The following is a 21,942-nucleotide window of genomic DNA, read 5'->3' as shown; positions in this document are numbered from 1 at the left end:
CTTACGAGGCGTCGACGATCTGGTGCCGGAGATGGTCATAGGCCCAGGCAGCGAGGGTCGTCGGGGTGGTTGTCTGGACGGTGCGGCGCTGTTCGGGCACGAAGTTTTCGCGCAGGCCGGTCGACATTCCGAGCACGGCCTCGACCAATCCGTCGGTCATCCCGGCCTGGCGGAGCTGGGTGCGCATGGCGTCGTGGGTGATCTGTTCGACGCTGATCTGCCGACCAGTGGCGGCAGTAAGGATTTCGGCGACGTGTCGCCAGGTGAGGTCGGCGGGTCCGTGAATTGCTTGCACGCACCGTCCGGACCAGGTGGTAGAAAGCAGACGGGTGGCGGCGACCTCGGCGATGTCACGAGGCGCCACCCAGGCCATGGGTAGGTCGAGCGGAAGAATCACCTGGAGGGTGCCGGCTCGCAAGGCGTCGAGCTGAAGTTCGAGATTGGTGAAGAAGTAGCCGCAGCGGAGGTGGGTGACGTCGACGCCAATGTCGTTTAAAGCAGTTTCCGTGTGTGCTAGGCCGTCGATCTCGCCGGCGCCGTGACGTTTCTCGGCGCCGACGCTGCTCTGGAAGACGACACGGCCGATCCGGTTGTCGGTGACAGCGCGGACCACGCTGCTGGTGGCGCGGGCGTAGTCGGCGAGGGGATCCTCGCTGCCGGTGGTCGGGTCCACCCAGAACAGCGCGCCAACGTCTTCAGTGGCGGCTACCACCGCGTCGACATCGTACTGATCGACCGGCACGGCATCCACCTCGTCCTGGAACTCGGGAGCCAGCCGGTCAGGTTCGCGCAGCAAGACGCGTGGCCGGACCCCGGCGCGGATCAGCGTGGCGACTACATGGCGGCCGACGTTACCGGTCGGGGTAGTGACAGCGATCTGCATTGTTTCCTCTCGTCCAGTTACTGGGCTTCAGGCTAGGACCTGAGGAGGCCTGAACCTGTCCTCCTCTCCTGGAAGACTGCGGGCATGGACCTCGACCCGACGATCAGAACCTTGACTTTGCTGACTCTGCTGCAGTCGGGGGGCGACTGGACGGCTGCCGACCTGGCCGAACGGCTCGGCACGAGCGTCCGCACCATACGACGCGACGCCCAGCGGCTACGCCGGCTCGGGTATACCGTCGAGGCCCGCCCGGGACCAGGCAGCACCTACCGGCTGAGCCCTGGAATCAAAGTCCCCCCGCTGCTGTTCACCGTCGACGAGATCACTGCACTGGTAGCAGGACTGCACGTGATCCGCACCTGGCTCCCCAAGGAGGCGGTCGCGTCGAGCGCCTTGCTCAAGCTCGACCAAATCTTGCCCCGACCCCTGCGCCGCCGCGCAGCCGCCACCAACCTCGCAACCGAGGTGCTCCAGCAGCCCGACGCTGCGATCTCGGCGGCAACCATCGGTGTCATCGCCGACGCGGTAGCCGAGGACAGCAGGCTCCGATTCCGCTACATCGACCAGCACGACCGACCGTCCACCCGCCTGGTCGAGCCATACCGCCACTTCCTACGCGCCGGCCAGTGGTACCTCGTGGCGTTCGATGTCGACCGGGACGACTGGCGCACCTTTCGCCTCGACCGAGTCACCGACATCTCCCCGGTGGCGGGCACCTACCAGCCCCACGAATTCCCTGATGTGTCCATCGAACACTGGTTGACCACCGACTTCGGCCGCGCCACTTCACGCTCACTCCGCTCAGCCGCCAAGCCTGCTCGATGACGTCGACGTTCGCGTACGACCCGCGTAATCCTGAACGTCCGTCTTCGACAACGTGGCGATCGGACCGCTGGACCGTCGTGCGCACCATGGCCTGGCTCGTCGGCTCCCGCCGCACCCACCGCCGCTATGAGCGCAGAGCCGAGCACTTCCTCGCGTTCGTTGCCATCGCCGCAGCCCTCATCGGGTATCGCCGTCTCGACAGATGAGCGGGCCGACCGCGCAGATGCTGACCATGCCTGCGTTGTCAGCGGCAGTCCATGAGGTGCGCTCACCATCTCGAAGGGATTCTCGGGTCACCTGGTCTTCGCTCGCAGCAACCGCCCTCTGTTGGAAGCTCCCGTGTTCTACAGCCTCGACGTGAGAACTCTAGGCGGTCATGCACACATGGGAGTCACGGTCGGGCGGCTGGCAAACACTCCAAATCGATTCCGGGACATGGGACGACGCGGCCCTGCCCGCCCTGGTTGAGTGGAGCAGTGCACCGGCCTGCGTCGCCGACGTCTCCGACAGTTCCCTCGCTCTCGTGACCGGGCTGGACATCACCGGGCAGCGTTGGCAGGCATGGCTCAACCTAGACATCACCGCCAGGCTTTTGACCGAGGAGCCCGAAGACCTCGAAGATCAACTCCTGCGGCTGGACACGCCAGAGTTCCTCGAAGCCGTCAGACATGAGCGCGTCGAGCTCGAAGGAGCCGGCCCTGGCGGGGCGCTCGTTCGGGGACGCTCTGACGTCCTACCCGACGTCGAGTGTCGTCGGGATCATGCGAGGAGAGACCCACCTGCTCAACCCGCCGCCGCAGACCTCCATCGCCGAGGACGACCTGATCATCGTCATCGCCCCGGACGACGACACAGCCTGGACGGACGACTGCGCGGGAGCTGGCCGAGAAGGCGGCGATGGCGTCCGGCCCTGCCACGCCCGCGCGACCGGAGCGGGTGCTCCTGCTGGGCTGGAATCGCCGAGCGCCGCTCGTCGTGGAGCAGCTGCGCCGCCGCGCCCGGCCCGGATCGGCCGTCGACGTGGTGGCGAACGGCGGTGAGGCGACGGTCCGGCAGGTGAGCGAGGCGGACGCGGACAGCGGCGCCGGCCTGACCTTGACCCTGCACCACGGGGACGTCACCCGCCCCGAGACCCTGCGGCGTCTGGACGTTCATTCCTATGACAGCCTCATCGTGCTCCGCCAGGACTTCGCTCCCGGACAACGGCCGGACGACCCCGACAACCGCACGCTCGTCACCCTCGTGCTTCTGCGCCAGCTGGAGGAGACCAGCGGACGCGAACTGCCGTCGTCACCGAACTGATCGACGACAGCAACCGGGCGCTGGCGCCCATCAGTCCCGGAGCCGACGTGATCATCAGCGGCAGGCTGATCGGCCTGCTCATGGCACAGACTCCCCAGAACCGGCACCTGGCAGCGGTGTTCGAGGAACTGTTCTCCGCCGACGGCGCCGGGGTCCGCATGCGGCCGGCCGCCGACTACGTGCTGCCGGGGTCGAGACGTCGTTCGCCACCGTCGTGGCCGCGGCACGCCATCGCGGCGAATGCGCCATCGGTTACCGAAGCCACGACGACTCCTCGACGAGTCCCGGCCACGGCCTGCGGATCAACCCGCCCAAAGCCGAGCGGCGCCACTGGAGGGCCGAGGACGAGGTGGTCGTCGTCGGCAAGGACTGACGAAAGACTTATCTTGGAACGTTTGTGCTAAGAAATCGCCACTCCCGTCACATAATCGAATGAGTGGTCGAAGAAGATCGCCTGGAAAGGTGACGTGCCATATTGTCTCGTCAATTACCTTCACGAAAAGCGGGTAGTCGGTTCATACTTGGCGCCCGAGGGGTGACAGGGGGTCTGGTCGAATTCGGGGGGATTCTTCGGCGAGTGAGTATCAATTCCGTGGCGCACACGGCAGCCTTTTTCGTGCGCCGCGTCGTCGGCATCCGATGGCCTGCCGTTCCGCGTTCTCTCCGTGCCTTCGCGCCTTGGCGCCGAGCTCCACACAGAGAAAGAGATCTCCATGAGCACGACGACGGTTACCTTGCGCAATGCGATTTCCAATGCTCGCCAGGCCATTGATGTCCAGCCGGGACAGACGGTCCGGCAAGCGGTCGACAACAGCGGGTTCATCGCAGCGGGCAGCGACTTCAGTGTGCGGGACAAGAACGGACAGGTGGTGGACGACAGGCCGGTCGAGGATTACGCCAACACCGTCCTGTCCGTGGGACTGCCCGGTGACAATGTCGTCGGCGGCGTCACGGCCGGGGTGCGCCGTGTCCGCTGAGCGCTACGTACGGCAGAGCGGCGTCCTCGTCCAGGATCTGGTCGCCGACGCACGGATCGCCGTCCGGGGTTCCGGCGCGGCCCTGACCTACCTGCTCCAATGCCTGGCCATGATGGGCGCTGGAAGCAGGCACGGGCACATCAGACTCGTCGGTATGGAGCGGCTCGTCGAAGAGCAGGACCTCGCCGATCAGTTCCTGCTCTGCCCCGACGATCTGGGTGCGCCTCTCGACCAGGCCCTTGCCCTGCGCACTCACCAGATGAACGGCTCGGTCCGTGTGTTCGCCGACTCACGGCCACGGGACGCGCGAGAACTGGTCCTGGCCGTTCCGCGGGCCGCCGAGACGGAAGCGGCCGCGGCCTGGGGCACGGTGGACGTCTGGGGGCAGGTGCTGCCCCTGGCCGTCAGCGTGGGGCCCGATGTCCTGCCGGACGCGGCGGACGAGACGGGCCCGCTGACCGCCGCGCTGGGAGCCGTGTGCGGGGGACTGCTCGCCCAGGCCGCGCTAGTCGAGTTGGGCGCACTCGTGGACGGCCCAGCGGTCGTCTCCCAGTGGACCGAGGAGCGCCTCATGGTGCGCGCACCGGGCATCGGCGCCGCCGCGAAGTCCCTGATGGCGCGGGACAACCCGCAGCCGGATCTGCAGGGCCTACTGGAGCATGTGGCCACGGCCGGGCAGGCGCACGACTTCACCGTGCAGGTGGACGGGCAGCCGGCGCGGCCCAGGGTGACCGCGGTGGTCGATGACGACCATGTACTGGCTTCCGTGGCGGTGCCGGACTCGAACCGGACCCGCTCGCCGGTCGCCGTCGTACCCGCGCGGCGGCCGCCCCGGCGCACTCAGCCATGCTTCTGGTCTCCACTGGCAGACATCGTCCCCGACGCCGCGGGCCCCCTTTCCGAGCACTGGGAGCCGCGGCCGATCCCGGACGCCCGGGTGGTCCTGTGCGGCGCGGGGGCTCTCGGCGGCTGGGCTGCCGGGGTCCTGGCCGCCAGCGGCACCGTGGGACATCTGACCGTCATCGACATGGACGACAGGGTCGAACTGCACAACCTCAACCGCCAGATCCTGTTCGGGGACGGCGACGTCGGCGCCGCGAAGGCCGAGCGGACCGCCGCCCGGCTGCGGGCCATCAACCCCGGGCTGGAGGTCGAGGCCCTGGCGACCGTGATCGGCCCGGACCTGCTCACCGCTTCAGCCGTGGTCGACATCGGCGCGCTCGCAGGCAGCCCGGAACTGCAGGCACAACTGGCCCAGGCCACTCGGCTGCGTGCCTTGCTGGAACAGCAACTCGCCATGGCCTGGGCGGTGTTGTCGTGCCCGGACAACCAGCAGACCCGCTGGACGCTGAACGTACTCGCCGAACGGCACAAGCTGCCCCTCGTCAACGGCGCCGTGGACGGACTAACCGGCCGCGTGCACGTCTGCGATCCAGGCACATCGAGCATGTGCCTCGTGTGCTGGCTCGGAGCGTCGATCGCCGACGACCCGGTACGGCGCTCCTGCACGGACATCGTCGACGGCGTACCCATCCCGTCACTCGTCACCAGCGCGGCGATCGTGGGCGCCACCCAGGCGGCGACGCTGATCGCCACGCTGACCGGGGCGGCGGACCGGGTCAGGCGCTTCCACGTCTGGGACGGGACCACGGCCTCCCTCACCGGCCATCGGGCCGGTGAACGGGACCCCGAGGAGTGCCCGGCCCACCTGGGCGACCCCTTGGTCGGCACGAGTGGACAGGAGGACGACCGTGGCCATACCCCCGCATGAGTTCTTCGAGGCGAAGGGCCAGTTCTTCGACCTCGAACCGCTGGCGACGGACCGGGACAACTGGGTCACGAGCATCGCGGTGACGGTGCGCGGGATTCTCGGATCCGCGAATCTCCCCAGGCGCCACCGCCCGCAGGACTACCGCCTGCTCATCGACGTCACACGACTACGGGAAGAACTGCCCGCCGTCTGGGTGTTCTCCCCCGCCAACCCGGAGATTCAGCACGTCAACATCTTCCGCCCCAGTGAGACGTGCCCCTTCACCCGGACACGGCTGCCCCTGCTGTGCTGGGGGACGACCGGCACGGCCTGGCAGCACCAACCCCAGCCGGCCCGCACCCTGTCCAACTTCCTCGAGGCGACGCGCCAGGTCCTCGCCAACGCCAACATGGACAGCAGGGCCCGCTGATGCCGGTGACCGAAGCGGAGGTGCTGGCGCTGCGGAGGGACCATCCGGGCATCGGTGTCCTGGCGCGCGAGACCCGGCCGACCACACTGCTGATGGCACGGTGGCGGGCGCTGCTCGCAGCGCAGCCCCTGACCGGACAGCCCGACGTGGTCGCCGTCACCGTCGGAATGCGGGGCATCGCCGGCGGTGGATCGTGGATCCGACAGGACTACGGATTGGTACTGGACGTCAGCGCGTTGCACCGGAGGCTGCCGACGGTCTGGATCACCGCGCCGACGGACGTCCAGATCCGGCACGTGAACATCTGGCGGTCGGCCGACGACGGCGCGTGGTGCCCCTGGCTCGGCATGCGACTGCCGTACGTGTGCTGGTTCACCTACGCGGACGCATGGTCGGGCGCCTCACCGTCGAACCGCACGCTGGGTGCCGCGCTCGAATACGTCAAACAGCTTCTGAACACGGAGAATCATGACAGTCCGGCACGTTGAACACCGGGCGTTGAGTCTGCGGCTCGCCCTGCCCGTCACCCTGGTCGGCCCCGCCTTCTTCCTTTCCTCCTATCTCCTGTCCGTCGGTTGGGCCGTGCCGAGTGGCTGCCGGGCAGCTGCGGTGGGTCTCGCGGCGACCGTGACGGCCTGGCTCGGCACCTCCGAATGGTTCACCACGCATCCGCCCGGTCCACAGACCGGCCCCGACATCCGCAATGCTCTGCTCGCAGCACTGCTGCCCTGTGCGGCTCTCGCCGCCCTCTCCGTCGCGCTGCTGCGGCGCGGCGACTCCGCCGGTGTCTGGGCCGTCATCCCGGTGATCGCCCTCGCGCAGGCCGGCCTCCTGCTGCACACCCTTCGGACCGACCGGGACACCGGGTCCGGCGGTGACGGCCGATCTGCCGACGAGCGAACGCACGCCCCGCACGCGTCACCGGCGCAGCCGGCACCGCGGACTGCGGAGGAGACACCGGCCGTGCAGGCGCCGGCGGCTGTCGAGGAGACACCGGAGCGGCCCGCCGTGGACACTCCGGACGACGACGCGGTGAAGCCTGCTCCCGGCGCCTCGTCGACCGACGCCGCACCGGCCGAGGCGACACCAGCCGCCCCGCCCGACACGCCGACGGACCAGGAAGACCAGGACGACACCGCACCCGCCCCGCAGGTCACGGACCCGGCGGACCCGGCCGACGATACGACGCCGCGGCAAGACCCTGAACCGGAGCCGAAGCCGAGCACCCCGCAGGTGGGCATCGACGCCGAACTGTGGCGGAATCTCGCGGACGCGCTCAGAGAACCCGCCGACCGCCGCAAGGAACAGGGCGGCCTCGCGCTCACAGCCCGGACGGAGGACGGACTGTGGACCATCGTGGGCGCCGTTCTGCCGCAGCAGACCTCGGCCACCTCCGTCCGGTGCGAGTTCTCCGTCCTCGACGTGGAACGGGTGCGCGGCGCGCTGGACTCCCTCGGACCCGACCACCAGGACGTCGTCAGCATCACCTGGCTGCACACCCACCCCGGCCTGTCGGTGTTCCTGTCCGCCACCGACCACGCCACCTCGGCCAACTGGCGGGCACTCGACCCGGAGTTCCGGCCCGTCGTCATCGACGTCACCGAGCAGGAACTGTGCGACCAGATCGGGGTGTTCGACGCCCACGGCAAGGCCCTGCGCATCGGCCTGGTCGGCGGCGTCCTGCCCACCGAGACGGCCACAGCCGTCCGCCAAGCCGTCCTCGACCACTACCGGTCGTCGGGTGCCCCGCAGCCCACCGTGCTCGTTGGAGCGGAACCGTGCCCCACCTGACCGACCGACATGCCCCGCAATCGGCCCAGGAACGGATGATGCTGAGGTCACTGATCCGCGCACACGCCGGAGACGACGTGGTCTTCGACCGGGAGTGGGGCCGCACCCTGCTCGCGTACTTCGCCCGCTTCACCACCGAGCGCGGCGGCGTACTGGTCGGCAAGCGGTCCACGGGACCGGTCGAGATCACGGCAGCGGTCTTCCCACCCCAGCGAGTCTCCACCGCGACCCGCTGCTCGTTCGACACCGGGGTGATCGAGGGAGTGCACGAGACCCTCAGTGATGTACGACGTACCGAGCGAGGTGACCACGGCACCACGGTCCTCGGCTGGGTGCACAGCCATCCACGCATGGGCGTGTTCCTCTCCGACCAGGACCGCCACACCCTCACGACCTGGACCAGCCTGGACGCGGCCGCCGTCGCCCTTGTCGCCGACCCGTTCGCGCAGAGCAGCCAGATCCGCGCCTGGGGAGACCGGTGCGCGCCCCGGCCCATCCGGGTCCGCGACGAGTCCGAGGGACTCATGCTCGACGAGGGCGTCCTGCTCGCCGACGCGCTGAGCGGAGTGGTGGACCCCGGGCTCCGCGGTCTGTGGGACATCGTCGGCTCCGCCGGGGTCATATCGATCAGTGCCGTCCGGGCCAGGCCCGCCGCGGGACCGGCCGAGGAGGAGCGGTGAACACGATCGTGACGGTCCGGGCTCTCGCGGACGACGTGGTGATCCACGGCCACTGCTACACCAACGTGCCGGACTCAAGGGCCGGCGACCTGCTGCGCGTGGCCACGTCCGACGCCGCCATCTACTGCCGGGCCGCATGGGATTTCACCGACCGTTTCGGTACGGCGGCCGAGATCGCGCTCGACCGCTGGCAGCGCGCGGCGCTGCGCGGCGGCGAGGGGGCCGAGGTCCGGGTCGAGGTGGAACGCGGGACCGTTCCCCCCGCCGGCGAGGTACGGCTGAACCTGCTGCGCGGCACGACGGCATCCGGTGCCGAACTGCGCGACTTCCTCGCCGCCGGCCTCTACCCCCTCTATCCGGGGCTGCGTTTCTCCCACCGCCCGCTGGGCGCGGCAGGCGACGGCGGCGACAGATGCGGTGAGTACGTCGTGGACCGGGTCCTCGCCGAGGGCATCGACGTACCCGTAGCCGCCGTCGATCCCTCGCTGAGGATCAGCGTCCAGCGTTCTCCCGCACTGCGCGCGGTGTGGCCTGGCTATGAGGACCTCGGCGGCATCGACGATGTGGTGGCGCTGCTGCGCCGGGAGATCGAGGTGCCGCTCAGACGGTCCGAAGCGCTGCGCCGCCTGGGTGTGTACGCCCCGGCAGGCATCCTGCTGCACGGTCCGCCGGGCACCGGCAAGACGACACTCACCCGGGCGGTCAGCGCGCGCTGTGCCCAGGACGGGGTGGAGACCGTCATGTTGCGCGGGCCGGCTCTGGTCACCCAGCAGCGGGAGGAGGCGGAGGCCGCGCTGCGTGAGGCTCTGCGCCCGGTCGCCGAGGGTGAACCGGCGCGACTGGTCGTCATCGAGGACATCGACTACCTGGCACCGGCCCGCGACACCCCCGTACCGGGTGGCTCCTTCCTGGGGCTGCTGCACGAACTGCTGGACCGGCCGGACCGGCCGGTGATCATCGCTACGACCAGCCGTCCCGACGACGTGGATGCCGCGATTCGCCGTCTGGGCCGACTCGGTCAGGGAATTCGCATGCCACTGCCCTCGGAGGAGGGCCGCCGCGCGATCCTTGCGATCCACACCCGGGATCTCTCCCTGGCCATAGACGACGAGATGGCGCGGGGCGAGCTGCTGCGCGAGCTGGCGGCCCGTACGTCCGGATTCGTGGGATCCGACCTGGCGGCCCTGTGCCATGAGGCGGGGCGCGTAGCCTTGCGCCGGGCCTTCCCGCTGGACGTGCTGGAGCAGGAGGCCGCCGTCGCGTCGCCCGGAGACGACGCCGTGGAGGACCTGCGCACTGCGGGCGAGGAAGGACCCCTGTCCCCGGGCGGGTTGCCGGAGCCGGTCTCCGCCCTGCGCATCCAGGAAGCGGACTGGACGGCCGCCTTGACCATGGTCACCCCGTCCGCGATCGGCGGGGTGATCCCCGAGCTGCCGACAACCGGCTTCGCCGATGTCGTCGGCCTCGACGCCACCGTCACCCAGTTGCGGGAACGCCTGCTCCTCCCGCTGCGTGACCCCGCGCTGTTCGCCGAGGCAGGGGTGCGTGTCGAGCGCGGGGTGCTCTTCCACGGTCCGCCAGGCACCGGCAAGACGCTGCTGGCCCGAGCGCTGGCGCATGAGTGCGAGCGCCGCTTTCTGTCCGTAAGGGGTCCGGAGCTGCTCAACCAGTGGTTCGGCGAGTCGGAGCGTGCGGTGCGGGATCTGTTCGAGCGTGCCCGGCACCTCGCCCCGAGCATTCTCTTCTTCGACGAGGTCGACGCCCTGGCACCGCGACGCACCAGCGGCAGCGGTGACGGCGGCGCGGCCAACCGGGTGGTCAACCAGCTCCTCGCGGAACTCGACGGGCTCGAGGATCTCGGGCACGTCACCGTCGTCGGCGCCACCAACAACCACGAGCGCATCGATCCGGCACTGCTGCGACCCGGCAGGCTGGGCCTGCACATCGAGGTGCCCCTACCCGATACGGCGGGCCGGGAGGCCCTGTTCGCGCTGTACCTGCCGCAGGGTGCGGTCGAGGACCGCATCCCGGAGTACGCGAGCAGGTCGGACGGCATGTCCGGAGCCGCCATCGCGATGGTGGCCCGGGAAGCGCGGCTGGCCGCGCTGCGCCGCGGCCGTTTCCAGGAGCTCCTCCCGGTCAGCCACGACGACGTGCTTTACGGCCTGGCCACGGTCCGCGGTCATACCTGGACCGGTACCGCCGGCTCGGGCGAACGAGCTGCGGCGGCCGTGCCCGGCGACCGCCCGGCCTGACGGAGCGCCGCTCGGACCGTCCCGTACCCCTTCCTCCGACAACCGCCATGTACCCGGATGCTGCCGCGAAGGCCCCGTCCACACCCGAAAGCAGGTTGCTTGCGTGACCCTTTACGCCCTCTTGGTCGGGATCGACGCCTACCAGGCACCGGTCATGCCGCTGCACGGCTGCCGCTCGGACGTCATGGCCGTGGCGGACCAACTGCGCCGCCGGGGCCCGGACGCGGAGCTCAGCATCCTCAGCCTGACCGACGCGGAGGCCACCCGCCGGGCCGTGATCGCCGGGTTCCGACACCATCTGGGCCTGGCCACCGCGGAGGACAGCGCGCTCCTCTGGTTCAGCGGCCACGGCTCGCAAGCCCCCGTGCCCCCGGAACTCGCGCACCTCGAGCCGACCGGAATGCTGCAGACCCTGCTGTGCGCCGACAGCAGGCACGATGGCACGCCCGACCTGTACGACAAGGAACTGGCCGTCCTCATCGAGGAGATCACCGCGCGAGGAACCCACTTCGTGGCCGTGCTCGACTGCTGCCACGCCGACAGCGGCACTCGCGCGCCCCTCACCCCGTGCCTGGCCGCGCCGTCCGGTCAGCAGCCCCTGCGGGTGCGCCACCATCCGGCCTCGACCACGCCACCACCACTCTCGGCCCTGCTGGAGGAGCTTCGCACCCGGCCGGGCAGGACGGCGACGGCGGACGGCTCCGACACCAACCCGCACGTACTGCTGGCAGCCTGCCACTCCGACCAGTACGCCGTCGAGATCCCCACCGACGATGGACCTCGCGGCCTGTTCAGCCTGGCCCTGCTGGAACAGCTGAGGGATCTTGGCCCCGGGGCCACCTACCGGCAACTGCTGACCGGTGCCCGCTGCCGGGTCGAGAACAGCGCCCAAGGACAGGTACCGGTGCTGTCCCCGGCCGCAGACGCCGTGGTCGACCGCCCGTTCCTCGGCGGGCCGGTCAGCGCGAACGGCTCACCGGTGACCCTGCGCCGACTGCGCGGTCGTTGGGAGGTCGACGCGGGAGCCTGCCACGGGGTGCCGACCAGCACGTCGGAAGACCCTGTCCGGTTCGCCAGGCCCGGGTCCGACCCCTTGCAGGAGGTCGTGGTGACGCAGGTGCTGACCGACCGCAGTGTGGTCGAGCCGATCGGCTGGACACCACATCCGGACCGACAGCACCCCGTGGTCCTCACGAGCGTCCCACTGCCCGCGGGCACGGTCGCACTGCAGAACGACAGCAGGCACGCCGCCCAGGTCGCCCAGTTGGTCAGCACTGCCCTCGGCAGCGCGGGACCGGGTGGACTGCCGTCACCCCACATACGTGCCGTCGACACCGCCAAGACGGAGCAACTGCCCGATTTCCGGGTCCTTGTGCCCCGTCCGGCGACCGCGTGGATCTGTGCGAGCGACGGCGTCCCGCTCGCCCCGGAGTCCCCCTGCGGCACGGCGGAAGAAGCGTCCCGCGTGGTCGCGGATCTGGAACACATGGCTCGCTGGCACCGCGTCAAGAGCCTGCACAACCCGGTCTCCGCGCTGGCCAACGCCGTCTCCGTGGAGGTGGTGGCCGCCGCTCGCGACGAGTCCGTCGACCTGGGCACACGTCCACCGCTGCGACCGGGTCCGGACGGAGCCGTACACCTCGCTTACCACCGGGGGCCGGCCGGCTGGGAGGCGCCCCAGGTGTTCGTACGGCTGCGCAATGCCACGGACCGTCGTCTGTACTGCGCCCTGCTCGACCTGACCGACCGGTTCCGCATCCACCCCCAGCTGTTCTCCGGCGACTGGATCGCTCCCGGGCGCACCGCCTCAGCGGCCTGGGGAAGGGCCATCACCATGAGCCTGCCGCCCGGCCGGCCGCCGGCGCCCGGTGCCAGCGGAACCGACTGGCTGAAGGTCCTGGTGGCGCAGACACCCTTCTCGTCCGCCGGGTTCGTGCTCGGCCGGCTCGGCGAGCCGGAGGCGACGGCCGTCCGTACCGGCACGGGCGGATACCAGGGCGTCCTCGACCGGCTGGGCCTTGCCGCGCTCCACCGGGACGCCGAGCCGGTGCGGCCCAGGGCGGGCGACTGGACCACGGGCATCCTGCCGGTGATCGTCCATGTCCCCGCCGTCTGAGCGGCCGCCCGGACGGCGCATCACCATCCGATGTGTACGAACGCCGCCCAGGAGGCGAGATCCGACTCCTGATGTGTGCGCAGCTGTTCGCGCAGGTGGCTGGGCATCGTCGCAGGCTCTTCCCGGCGGCCGATCATGCACAGCTGGGCGTGGTGCAGGGCGTCGGCCGGGCGCATGCCCTCCGCCCGCAGGTAGTGGTGGAACAGGAACATCAGTACGGAAGTCGCGGCGTCCTCCACGCTCCAGGTCGCACTCACCACCGACCGGACCCGGCCCGCCAGCAGGGTGGTGCTCAGACTGAACGCCTCGTCATGGCCCCGTCCCGACCGGCCGGTGCTGCACGCGGCGAGGACCGCCAGTGCGACATCCCGTCCCGGACCCCGCACCAGTGCGTCCAGAACACGTTCGGCCGCCAGATGCTCGCCCCGATGGAGCAGCAGATAGGAGCTCTCACCCGGCGCGGTGCTCTCCTCGACGATGCCGTGGCACGCCAGGTGCACCATGGAACCGCCGTCGGGACCCGAGAACCAGCGCAACACCTCCGCAGCGGTCCCGGCCCCCTCCGGGCTGGGCTCGCCGCCGGGCATCCTGCCGATGTAACGGGCGTCGGGGTAGAAGCAGTCCCTCACCGCCAGGGCCTCCAGACGTGCCCCGGGCAGTTCGCGCGCCGCGCCGGCCGTGTCCGGGTCGCCCACCACGAGTCCGCCTTCGGTCAGCGGGACGGGTTGGCGCCCGGCCGTCTCGCACAGCAGCCGCGCGGACGGCGCGTAGGAGAAGACGGCTCGCTCCATCGCGTACCGCCAGGTGCCGTTCGGCGCCCGGGTGCGGGCCGCGTGCCAGGGCACCCGGGCCAGCTCCCGTAAGGGGATGAGGACCAAGCGCACCGGGCGGCCCGCGGGCAGGAGTAGACGCTCGAAGAGCGGACCGATCACCGCGTCCCAGGCCCACTCGCAGATGCCGTCTAGCACCTGCGGCGCACTGACCACGGCATCCCGCAGGGCGCTGCCGCGACGGTCGGTGTTTCCGTCGGCCGTTCCCCGGGCGGCGTCGGTGAGGAAGCCGTCGAACGCCGCCGTGCCGGAGTCGTTCAGCCGGGGCAGCCGGAGCCAGCTCGCGGGAGCGTCGACGGGCACCACGACGGCGGCGCCGTCGAGTTCGTCGCCGGGCATGAGGTAGACGAGGGCGTCGGCCCCGAGGGCCCGCAGGGCGGCCCGGGTCTCCTGTCCGTCGGGCGGGTCGAGCAGGCGAGAGGCGCCCTCGCCCAGGTCGGCCACCGGTGCACCGTCATCCCGCACCGGCACACCCGACAGAGCCGTCATCACCCGACGGCGCAGGTCCATGGGGACCTCGCCGGCCGGGGCGGCGGCCCGGGCCCGCTGCCATTCCGCTGCGAGCTCAGCGTGCCCGGTGGCTGTCAGACGCGCCGTGAGGTCGCGGGTCTCGGTCGCGGCGTAGAGGATGAGACCACGACCGGCGTCGAGGGCGACGGCCGCGTCCTCCGCGGCGTCGTCCTCTAGACACCACCGGGCGGTGAACAAGGCGTCCCCGGCCGCGTGCCGTGCGATGGCCTGCATTTCGTCCGCCGTGGACTCCAGCAGCACGCTCCAGGCGTGTCCGCGCAGCCCGCGCAGTGCGGTCGAGCGACCGAGTTCCATACGGCCGGAGAGCCGGTAGGCGTGCGCCAGCGGCATGGTGACGGAGGTCCACAGCATGTGCATGCTCGACGCGGTGGCGTCCCGGGCCTGTTCCAGCAGGTCGGTGCCGGCCTTCAGGGACTGACGGTCGCCCGTGAGCTCGACCAGCCGGAGATAGGCGGTGCCGGCACTGATCTGGTAGAAGGGCCGGCGTGGGTCGTGCGCCGGACTGAGTTCGAGCGCCTCGGTCAGGTGGCTGATGGCATCGTCCACCGACTGACGTGTGTCCACGAGGAGTTCGGCCATGGCGAGCTGGGCCAGATGGAACGCGCGCATCCGGTCGTCATGTCCGGGCTGAGCGGCTGTCTCCCGGAACCTGTGCAGGAGGGCCTGTACGTCCGTGAGTGCTGCTCCGCCGGTACCCGCGGTCTGGTTCCGCCCCGGGCTCGCGTGACGAAGGAGTGCCAGAAGAGCGGCGGTCGAGTCCGCCATCTGCTCCAGCCACCCGCCCATCGGATCGCCGGGAGGACAGCGCTGTGCGCTGTCCCGCAATTCGTCGAGGCGTCGTTCGAGGCCGGTGAAGTCGGAGCGCACGCTCATCGCGTGCATGGTCAGCATCAGCTGCATGATCTCGGCCCGATCGCGCACGGAGGCGGGTCGATCGGCCATCTGGTCGGAGAACTCCCGCATGTGTTCGGTCACCTGCCGGGCCTCGGCCGCGGTGGGATTCTCCTGCACCAGCAGATGCTGTACGGCGAGCTGTGCGGTTCTCACCAGGTCGGCGTACGGCTGTGCATCCCCGACGACACCGGCGAATTCCTCCAGCTTTTGTGCCGCCGCACGGGAGTCGAAGCCGCGGCGGCTCTCCTCCGCGGCCTTCAGGAGATCGGCCGCGTGCAAGGCGGCGGACAGCACCGGCCAGTCCTGCAGCGGTGCGGGATCGGTGTCTGCGACGTCCGCCAGGGCCACGGCCCAGGACAGGCGGGGAGAACCCAGCAGCCGGCCTGATTTCAGCATTGCGGCGGCGAGGACCGCCGCCAGCTTCGCCCGGCCGGGCAGCTCGAACGGCAGGGCTTGGAAGTCCGCGAGCGCCTGGTCGATGTCAGCGTCCCGGCTGAGGGATTCGTAACGGCAGGCGTGAATCCAGCACCGTGCGAAGACCCAGGGGATTCGTTCCTCCGGTGGCAGGGCTTCGACGGCCTGTGCGGTTCTCGTGACGAGCGCCTCCAGCGGGTCAGTCCCTGGCACATCAGTCATGGCGCCCCCCTGCGCTCCGTATGCCGACGCCATGCGACGGTATCGGCAAACCATGCCGGGCGTGCCCGCCGATGCCCACGCGGACAGGAAGTGACAGACGATGACCGGCTTCTGGCCAGGTCGTGCCAGGAGTCGGTTGGGCCGGGCCGGTGGGCGCCGCGCGGCGGCCTTGGAACATTCCCGATCCGGTTCCCCAGCGCCGCGCCACCCGGCGACGATGGATGGCACCTCGACGCGAGCTTCCAAGGCGACGCCGACCCGGGCGACTACTTCAGCTACCGCGTCAACGTGGCATCCAAGGGACGGGCCCTGCTCATGCCCTTCCTCTTCTCCGAGACCGACGAGAACGACGCGCCCACCCGCATCCGGGTTGGCTCGCACCTCGACGTGGCACCCCTGCTGGCACCCTACGGCGAGTACGGCCTCACGATGGTGGAGATCTCGACGCGGGCCATACCGGCGACCGAGCACTGCTCGATCGCCTTCGCCACCGGCCGGCCCGGCGATGTCTACCTGTGCCACCCGTTGCTGGTACACGCCGCCCAACCGCCCCTGGACCCGGTCGAGCCGTACGACGTAGACCACGGGACGTCACCGGTTGAGCAAGCGCGCGCGATGAGCCCCGGCGCCGGGTGAGGGACTTGGTGCTGGGTCTGCTGTGGAGCTGCCACACGTAGTCACGGTCCCCGCCCGCTGTTCCGGGTTCAGGTCAGTTGGAGGGGATCGGGCAGATCCGCCGCGGGATGCATGCGCAGGAGCGTGTGCAGGACGCCGGCGGCCGGACATGAGGCTGGGCGAGAACGCCTCGCGGGCCAGGCCGCCGACGGGGTCACGCAGGCGAAGTTGTGCATGGTGGTGACGGCCTGGACGGCGTGGTGGAGGCCGTCGCCCCTTTGGCGGCAGTCACGGAGGATCTTTCAGTTCTTCATCCGGGCGAAGGTGTGCTCGACGCGGGCTCGCACGCGCCGGTGTTCGGCGTTGTCTTCCTCCTGGCCGCGCAGGAGGGGACGTCCGGGTCGTCTGCGGTGCGGGACGATCAGCCCGGTGCCCAGGCAGGCGCCGTCCGCGATCACGGTCGTGCCCGCCGCCACGGCCGGCAGGTCCGAGGCGCGCCAGACGTGTGCGTCTGCCTTGTTGCCGGGCGCCGGCCGGGCCGAGGCCACCACCAGGCGGGTGTCGGCGTCGATGATGACCTGCACATTCGCCGAGAACCGGTAGTTGCGTGAGGAGGCTGCGACCTGCCGGTCACGGACCGGGAGCAGGGTGCCGTCCACGATCCAAAACCGGTCGGCGCCCGGCACCGGCCTGGGTGCCGGCTCCAGCGCATGCAGCGGTCGCAGGCGCTGGATGACACGGCAGACGGTGGCGGTTGAGCAGCCGAAGAGCGGGGCGAGCTGCCGCATGGTGAGGTTCGTGCGGTAGTACACGGCCACCCGCAGCACCCGCTCGTCCAGCGGAAGACACCACGGCCGGCCCCCGCCGGGGCCGTTTCCACCCCGCTCCCGCACCACCCGCAGCAGCTTCTCGAACCGCCCCATCCGCAACCCGGTAAAGGTCTCCACTCACACCGGCTCAGCCCTCAACACCCCACCCATACAGGCAAAATGCCCGCCACCAGGCCTTCTGCAACACCCTTTAGGCCGGCTGCGTACCCGGATCGCCGGCGAACTCGGCATCGACGCCGACCCGAAAGCCATCGGCCCCAGGGTGCTGATCCTCCTCGAAGAGATCAACGCCACCATGAAGCAGCTGGCCCGCTACTGGGAGAAGATCCGCGAGTCCGGCGACCCGAAGGTCTCCCCGGCCGTCGACGCCCTCAACGAGATCCTCTACATGGGCCGCCAACTGCGCATGCACGTCCTCCTGGTCGCCCAGTCCGCCACCGCCCGCGCCCTGGGAGGCCTGGAGGTCCGCGAGCAGTTCGCCACCCGCATCCTCGCCCGCCACAACGTGAACGCCTGGCGCATGCTCGCCCCCGAGGTCCATCCGGCGCCGAAGTCCACCAAGCACCACGGCCGCGCCCAGGTCGTCATCGCGGCTCCGCCCGCGAGACCCAGGTGCTCTTCTTCACCGAGACCGAAGCCCGCGAGTGGGCCACCACCGGCAAGAAGGCCGCCGACGGCCCGAACCCCGCAGCTCTCACCGCGCAGGCCGGCCCCGCGCAGCTGCAGGAGTTGCGGCAGCTGGTTCGCCACTGGGACACGGTTCGGGAGAAGGGCGACCCGAAGACGTCCCCGGCCGTCGACGCCTTCCACGTCCTCTTCGACGGCCACCCCGCCGCCAGCGCCCTCGGTCCGCTGGGAGACGAGCAGTTCGCCACCGTGGCCCTGCGGCGGGTTCCTACCCGCACCTGGAACCGGCTCGCCCCGCAGATCGGCCCCCGTGACGGGGATTCCCGATTTTTGGCTCTGTCCGCAGTTTTCGTGAATGATGTTGGTGCTGCGGCAGGCTGCCGCTGAATCGGTCTCACCTCTCGATCGTGCTGCCGAAACGGCACGTCGTCTGCACAGCCCTCAGCCCGATGTTTCCCCTGTGACGGTGCGGGTGCAGGCTGTTTGACGTCTTGTGTTTCCGGAGTGGCAGCGCGGGCGGGCGTCGGATTACCGATGAGGCGTTTGCCTTGGGCAGGATGGGCGCATGACAGAGATCCGCACACCCCGTCTCCTCCTCCGTAGCTGGCACGACGACGACCTCGTGCCGATGGCGGACATCAACGCGGACCCACGGGTGATGCGCTGGATCGACGACGGCTCGGTGCGCGACCTGGACCACACGGCCGAGGCCATCGAGCGATGGGAGGAGGAGTGGGACGAGGAGGGCTTCGGGCTCTTCGCCGTCGAGCTGCTGGCCTCGGGCGAACTGATCGGCTTCACGGGACTGTCCGTGCCCGAGTTCCTGCCGGAGGTGATGCCCGCCGTGGCGATCAGCTGGCGGCTGGGTTCACAGTTCTGGGACCAGGGGTACGCGTCCGAAGCCGCGCACGCCACGCTGGAGTTCGCGCTTCAGGACCGCGGCCTGGACCGCGTCATCAGCATCAACCGGGTGGGGGACAACGCCTCCGAGAACGTCATCCGCAAGCTCGGCATGGTGCCCGAGCGGGAGACGGTGCACCCGGTGTACGGCTACCTTCTGCGCGTTCACGCCATCGACCTCACTGAGTTCCAGGCGTAAATCGGCCGAACCATCGATCATCGCAAGACAGCCGGCCAATGTCCCCCTACGTCCCCGAGCGCATTGATCGCGACGGTACGGACACGACGGACAGATAGTGTCTTCCCGTCGATGGCCTGCGCTTTCACGGACGGCGGGCAGAGCCTCGAAAACGGCCTGTGAGACAGTCGGGCACGGCTCACCGATCGTCACCGAGGAGAAGGATCCATGAGAGTGTTGCCCGCCGTCACCGGCCGTGATGAGTTCGACGTCCTGGTCGTCAGGACCGACTACCACGACGACCAGGTGTGGCAGAACGTGACGGCGGCGCTGATGGAGTCCTGGGGGGACAGACAGTACGAGGCACACGTCCACTTCATAGACGACCCGGCCTGGGCAGGAGCGACAGTTGACGAGGCGCTGAATGCGGTCTGCGCCGACGAGAACCTGGCCGTTGTCTTCCTCGCCGACCGGACAACCATGCAGGCCGAGAGCCATGCGTTGCTGGCGGTCACCACACTGACGCGGGAGGAGTGCGTGGACGACGAGGACTACGAGCAGCTGACCGAGTTCGGCCGTGAGTTCCGCACCGTCCCCGCAGGGGTCCACGACGTCCACGCAAACCTGAGCATCGGCAACCTGGGCTTCGAGGAGTACGCCGCATGGGCTCACGATGATCCCGAGGGGATATACCGGTCCTTCTGAACCGGGCTCACCGAACTGCGGACAGAGCCAGATTCAAAAGTCCCCATCACCGTCCCGAACGGCAGCACGCACCCCGGCCGACTCCACCTCGTGCAAGGCCTCACCGCCCCCAGACGCAGGTGCTCCTCCTGACCGACGCCGAAGCCGCAGCATGGAGCACGTCCACGGTGGCCGGGGAGATCTCACCTGGACCGGACGCACCACGGGTCCCGGGGAGTTCAGCCATCCCCGGGGTCCGGCGTCATGGAGTCACGCTGTTCAAGGACGCCGCGACAGCCGCGTCACGCCGCCGCCCGCTGAGGGTGCCTCGTGGTGCGCGAGGCCACCGCGGCAGTGCGTTAGTTGAACCAGTAGCGGACGCCGTGGTGGTGGGAGCAGATGCGCTGCGAGTGCCGCGAGTAGGACTGGGTAGCGTTCTTGCACTTCGCGGTCTCGTACTTGTTGACGGGCTTCTTGTGGTGCGTCCAGCCGCACGCTCCGGTGGTGTGGTGGATGCAGTGAGGTGCACGGTTTTCCGGGTCCTCCTCCAGCCGGCCCGGTTGTAGGGCGAGCCGATCGATTGATCGCGAGGGAGCCTGGTCGGGTTCTCAACGAGTGCGGAGGTGCGGGATGACATGGCCGACGACAAGCCGGTCACCACTGCGATCCAGCAGGGGACCGACCGGTACGCCTCGTAGAGCGCGGAGATGCTCCCGGTCTCGGCGGCCTCCTGAAGTGGCATGTCGCGTTTTTGCGCGGGGACCAGTCCAAGAGGCCATCCGATGGGAATCTGCTCGCTCGTCTAGTGCTCTGACCGCGTAGGTTCGCCGGGTTGGTGGTCGTGGCGGTTGGATGTGCACTGACGTCCGTCCCGACCGCTGGGGGTGTGGTGGCAGAGCCTGTCCGTGTGCGCAGGTTGACCGATCAGGAGGGGCAGAAACTGCAGCAGATCGTGCGCCGGGGCAGCACCAGTTCGGTGCGGTTCCGGCGGGCGATGATGCTGCTGGCCTCGGCCGGCGGGAACCGGGTGCCGGTGACCGCGAAGCTGGTGCAAGCCGACGAGGACACCGTCCGGGACGTGATCCACCGGTTCAACGAGATCGGCCTGGCCTGCCTGGACCCTCAGTGGGCGGGAGGCCGTCCCCGCCTGCTCAGTCCTGACGACGAGGACTTCGTCGTTCAGACGGCCACCACCCGCCCCACCAAGCTCGGCCAGCCCTTCACCCGCTGGTCCATCCGCAAACTCGCCACCTACCTGCGGAAAGTGCACGGCCGCGTGATCCGGATCGGCCGCGAGGCATTACGGTGCCTGCTCGCCCGCCGCGGCATCACCTTCCAGCGCACCAAGACCTGGAAGGAGTCACCGGACCCCGAGCGCGACGCCAAGCTCGACCGCATCGAGCACGTGCTGGAACGCTTCCCTGACCGGGTGTTCGCGTTCGACGAGTTCGGCCCGCTTGGTATCCGGCCCGCCGCCGGCGCGTGCTGGGCTGCTGCTGGTCACCCCGAGCGCCATCCCGCGACGTACCACCGCACTCACGGAGTGCGGTACTTCCACGGCTGCTACTCGATCGGCGACGACACCCTGTGGGGCGTCAACCGTCGCAAGAAGGGCGCCGCGAACACCCTGGCCGCGCTCAGGTCGATCCGGGCCGCTCGCCCGGACGGTGCCCCGATCTACGTCATCCTGGACAACTTGTCCGCCCACAAGGGCGACACCATCCGCCGCTGGGCGAAGAAGAACAGGGTCGAGCTGTGCTTCACGCCGACCTACGCGTCCTGGGCCAACCCGATCGAGGCCCACTTCGGGCCGTTGCGACAGTTCACGATCGCCAACTCCAACCACCGCAACCACACCACACAGACCCGGGCCCTCCACGCCTATCTCCGCTGGCGCAACGCCAACGCCCGCCACCCCGACGTCCTTGCCGCCCAGCGTCGAGAGCGCGCCCGCAGCCGCAGTGAGAAGGGCATCCGATGGGGCGGACGAGCGAGGATGGCGGCTTGATCATTCGCTGACGTTCAACGTCGCGCAGTCCGCGACTCCAGTTCGGACAGCACCGCCCGGAGCCGCTCCAGGGCCGCGGTCGTGTCCGGCTCTCCGCGATTTCAAGGTCAAGATGGCAACGCCCCATGCCGCTGCCCGCGCCGGTGACCTCGCCGTCGAGCTCGGACGCCGTCTCCAGAGCCTCCTCGACGTCGTCACGA

The 21,942-nt window shown here is 69.7% G+C and carries 19 protein-coding genes and 3 pseudogenes; 18 read left to right on the top strand and 4 right to left on the bottom strand.

Annotated elements, in window-relative coordinates:
- Position 1: 1 nt before the first annotated feature.
- Positions 2 to 883, bottom strand: a complete 882-nt coding sequence (locus ACFYZQ_RS39235; protein WP_389158922.1) for an NAD(P)H-binding protein — start codon at positions 881 to 883, stop codon at positions 2 to 4.
- Between the two features lie 84 nt (positions 884 to 967).
- On the opposite strand from ACFYZQ_RS39235, the gene ACFYZQ_RS39230 reads away from it, so the two are divergent.
- The 13 genes and pseudogenes from ACFYZQ_RS39230 to ACFYZQ_RS39170 all read left to right on the top strand — a co-directional run bounded on the left by ACFYZQ_RS39230 (position 968) and on the right by ACFYZQ_RS39170 (position 13,009).
- Positions 968 to 1,708: a helix-turn-helix transcriptional regulator gene (locus ACFYZQ_RS39230; protein WP_389158919.1), complete on the top strand. Its 741-nt coding sequence runs from the start codon at positions 968 to 970 to the stop codon at positions 1,706 to 1,708.
- A 65-nt stretch (positions 1,709 to 1,773) separates the two neighbouring features.
- Positions 1,774 to 1,914: pseudogene (locus ACFYZQ_RS39225) on the top strand (IS5/IS1182 family transposase); the annotation flags it as partial.
- A 462-nt stretch (positions 1,915 to 2,376) separates the two neighbouring features.
- A pseudogene (locus ACFYZQ_RS39220) lies at positions 2,377 to 2,505 on the top strand (hypothetical protein); the annotation flags it as partial.
- 100 nt (positions 2,506 to 2,605) lie between these two features.
- Complete coding sequence (locus tag ACFYZQ_RS39215) at positions 2,606 to 3,010, top strand: hypothetical protein (protein WP_389158959.1); 405 nt, start codon at positions 2,606 to 2,608, stop codon at positions 3,008 to 3,010.
- Between the two features lie 214 nt (positions 3,011 to 3,224).
- Positions 3,225 to 3,383, top strand: a complete 159-nt coding sequence (locus ACFYZQ_RS39210) for a hypothetical protein (RefSeq protein ID WP_389158916.1) — start codon at positions 3,225 to 3,227, stop codon at positions 3,381 to 3,383.
- Between the two features lie 340 nt (positions 3,384 to 3,723).
- Positions 3,724 to 3,987 (top strand): hypothetical protein, encoded by a 264-nt coding sequence (locus ACFYZQ_RS39205; protein ID WP_389158914.1) that lies wholly within the window; start codon positions 3,724 to 3,726, stop codon positions 3,985 to 3,987.
- Positions 3,977 to 5,758: a ThiF family adenylyltransferase gene (locus ACFYZQ_RS39200; protein WP_389158912.1), complete on the top strand. Its 1,782-nt coding sequence runs from the start codon at positions 3,977 to 3,979 to the stop codon at positions 5,756 to 5,758. The genes ACFYZQ_RS39205 and ACFYZQ_RS39200 overlap by 11 nt, the downstream gene beginning before the upstream one ends.
- Entirely contained in the window at positions 5,739 to 6,167 is a 429-nt protein-coding gene (locus tag ACFYZQ_RS39195; protein ID WP_389158909.1) for a hypothetical protein, read from the top strand. The genes ACFYZQ_RS39200 and ACFYZQ_RS39195 overlap by 20 nt, the downstream gene beginning before the upstream one ends.
- Complete coding sequence (locus ACFYZQ_RS39190) at positions 6,167 to 6,655, top strand: hypothetical protein (protein ID WP_389158907.1); 489 nt, start codon at positions 6,167 to 6,169, stop codon at positions 6,653 to 6,655. Before ACFYZQ_RS39195 ends, ACFYZQ_RS39190 begins: the two co-directional genes overlap by 1 nt.
- A complete protein-coding gene (locus ACFYZQ_RS39185; protein WP_389158904.1) occupies positions 6,636 to 7,958 on the top strand; it encodes a hypothetical protein in 1,323 nt (440 codons plus the stop codon). The genes ACFYZQ_RS39190 and ACFYZQ_RS39185 overlap by 20 nt, the downstream gene beginning before the upstream one ends.
- Positions 7,959 to 7,993: 35 nt before the next feature.
- On the top strand, positions 7,994 to 8,638 hold the full coding sequence (locus ACFYZQ_RS39180; RefSeq protein WP_389158901.1) for a Mov34/MPN/PAD-1 family protein: 645 nt from the start codon (positions 7,994 to 7,996) through the stop codon (positions 8,636 to 8,638).
- Complete coding sequence (locus ACFYZQ_RS39175; protein WP_389158898.1) at positions 8,635 to 10,893, top strand: AAA family ATPase; 2,259 nt, start codon at positions 8,635 to 8,637, stop codon at positions 10,891 to 10,893. Before ACFYZQ_RS39180 ends, ACFYZQ_RS39175 begins: the two co-directional genes overlap by 4 nt.
- A 103-nt stretch (positions 10,894 to 10,996) precedes the next feature.
- A complete protein-coding gene (locus ACFYZQ_RS39170; protein ID WP_389158895.1) occupies positions 10,997 to 13,009 on the top strand; it encodes a caspase domain-containing protein in 2,013 nt (670 codons plus the stop codon).
- 20 nt (positions 13,010 to 13,029) lie between these two features.
- Here ACFYZQ_RS39170 and ACFYZQ_RS39165 read toward each other — a convergent pair whose 3' ends face one another.
- On the bottom strand, positions 13,030 to 15,900 hold the full coding sequence (locus ACFYZQ_RS39165; RefSeq protein ID WP_389158892.1) for a CHAT domain-containing protein: 2,871 nt from the start codon (positions 15,898 to 15,900) through the stop codon (positions 13,030 to 13,032).
- A 288-nt stretch (positions 15,901 to 16,188) separates the two neighbouring features.
- Here ACFYZQ_RS39165 and ACFYZQ_RS39160 point away from each other — a divergent pair, with 288 nt between their 5' ends.
- On the top strand, positions 16,189 to 16,536 hold the full coding sequence (locus ACFYZQ_RS39160) for a hypothetical protein (RefSeq protein ID WP_389158889.1): 348 nt from the start codon (positions 16,189 to 16,191) through the stop codon (positions 16,534 to 16,536).
- A gap of 200 nt (positions 16,537 to 16,736) precedes the next feature.
- Here the strand turns inward: ACFYZQ_RS39160 and ACFYZQ_RS39155 are convergent.
- Positions 16,737 to 17,438 (bottom strand): annotated as a pseudogene (locus tag ACFYZQ_RS39155) (transposase); the annotation flags it as partial.
- A 97-nt stretch (positions 17,439 to 17,535) separates the two neighbouring features.
- Complete coding sequence (locus ACFYZQ_RS39150; RefSeq protein WP_389158886.1) at positions 17,536 to 17,886, bottom strand: hypothetical protein; 351 nt, start codon at positions 17,884 to 17,886, stop codon at positions 17,536 to 17,538.
- A gap of 71 nt (positions 17,887 to 17,957) precedes the next feature.
- Between ACFYZQ_RS39150 and ACFYZQ_RS39145 the strand changes: the two genes are divergently transcribed.
- From ACFYZQ_RS39145 to ACFYZQ_RS39130, 4 genes are all read left to right on the top strand, one after another.
- Complete coding sequence (locus tag ACFYZQ_RS39145) at positions 17,958 to 18,359, top strand: hypothetical protein (RefSeq protein WP_389158883.1); 402 nt, start codon at positions 17,958 to 17,960, stop codon at positions 18,357 to 18,359.
- A gap of 178 nt (positions 18,360 to 18,537) precedes the next feature.
- Complete coding sequence (locus tag ACFYZQ_RS39140) at positions 18,538 to 19,071, top strand: GNAT family N-acetyltransferase (RefSeq protein ID WP_389158880.1); 534 nt, start codon at positions 18,538 to 18,540, stop codon at positions 19,069 to 19,071.
- A 207-nt stretch (positions 19,072 to 19,278) separates the two neighbouring features.
- On the top strand, positions 19,279 to 19,755 hold the full coding sequence (locus ACFYZQ_RS39135; RefSeq protein WP_389158877.1) for a DUF6924 domain-containing protein: 477 nt from the start codon (positions 19,279 to 19,281) through the stop codon (positions 19,753 to 19,755).
- An 868-nt stretch (positions 19,756 to 20,623) separates the two neighbouring features.
- Positions 20,624 to 21,742, top strand: a complete 1,119-nt coding sequence (locus ACFYZQ_RS39130) for an IS630 family transposase (RefSeq protein ID WP_389158874.1) — start codon at positions 20,624 to 20,626, stop codon at positions 21,740 to 21,742.
- Positions 21,743 to 21,942 lie beyond the last annotated feature (200 nt).

It is taken from the genome of Streptomyces sp. NPDC001843, assembly GCF_042891955.1.
Classification (GTDB): Bacteria; Actinomycetota; Actinomycetes; order Streptomycetales; family Streptomycetaceae; genus Streptomyces.
Note: the sequence above shows the minus strand (reverse complement) of the source record. Positions and strands in the feature narration are given on the sequence as shown.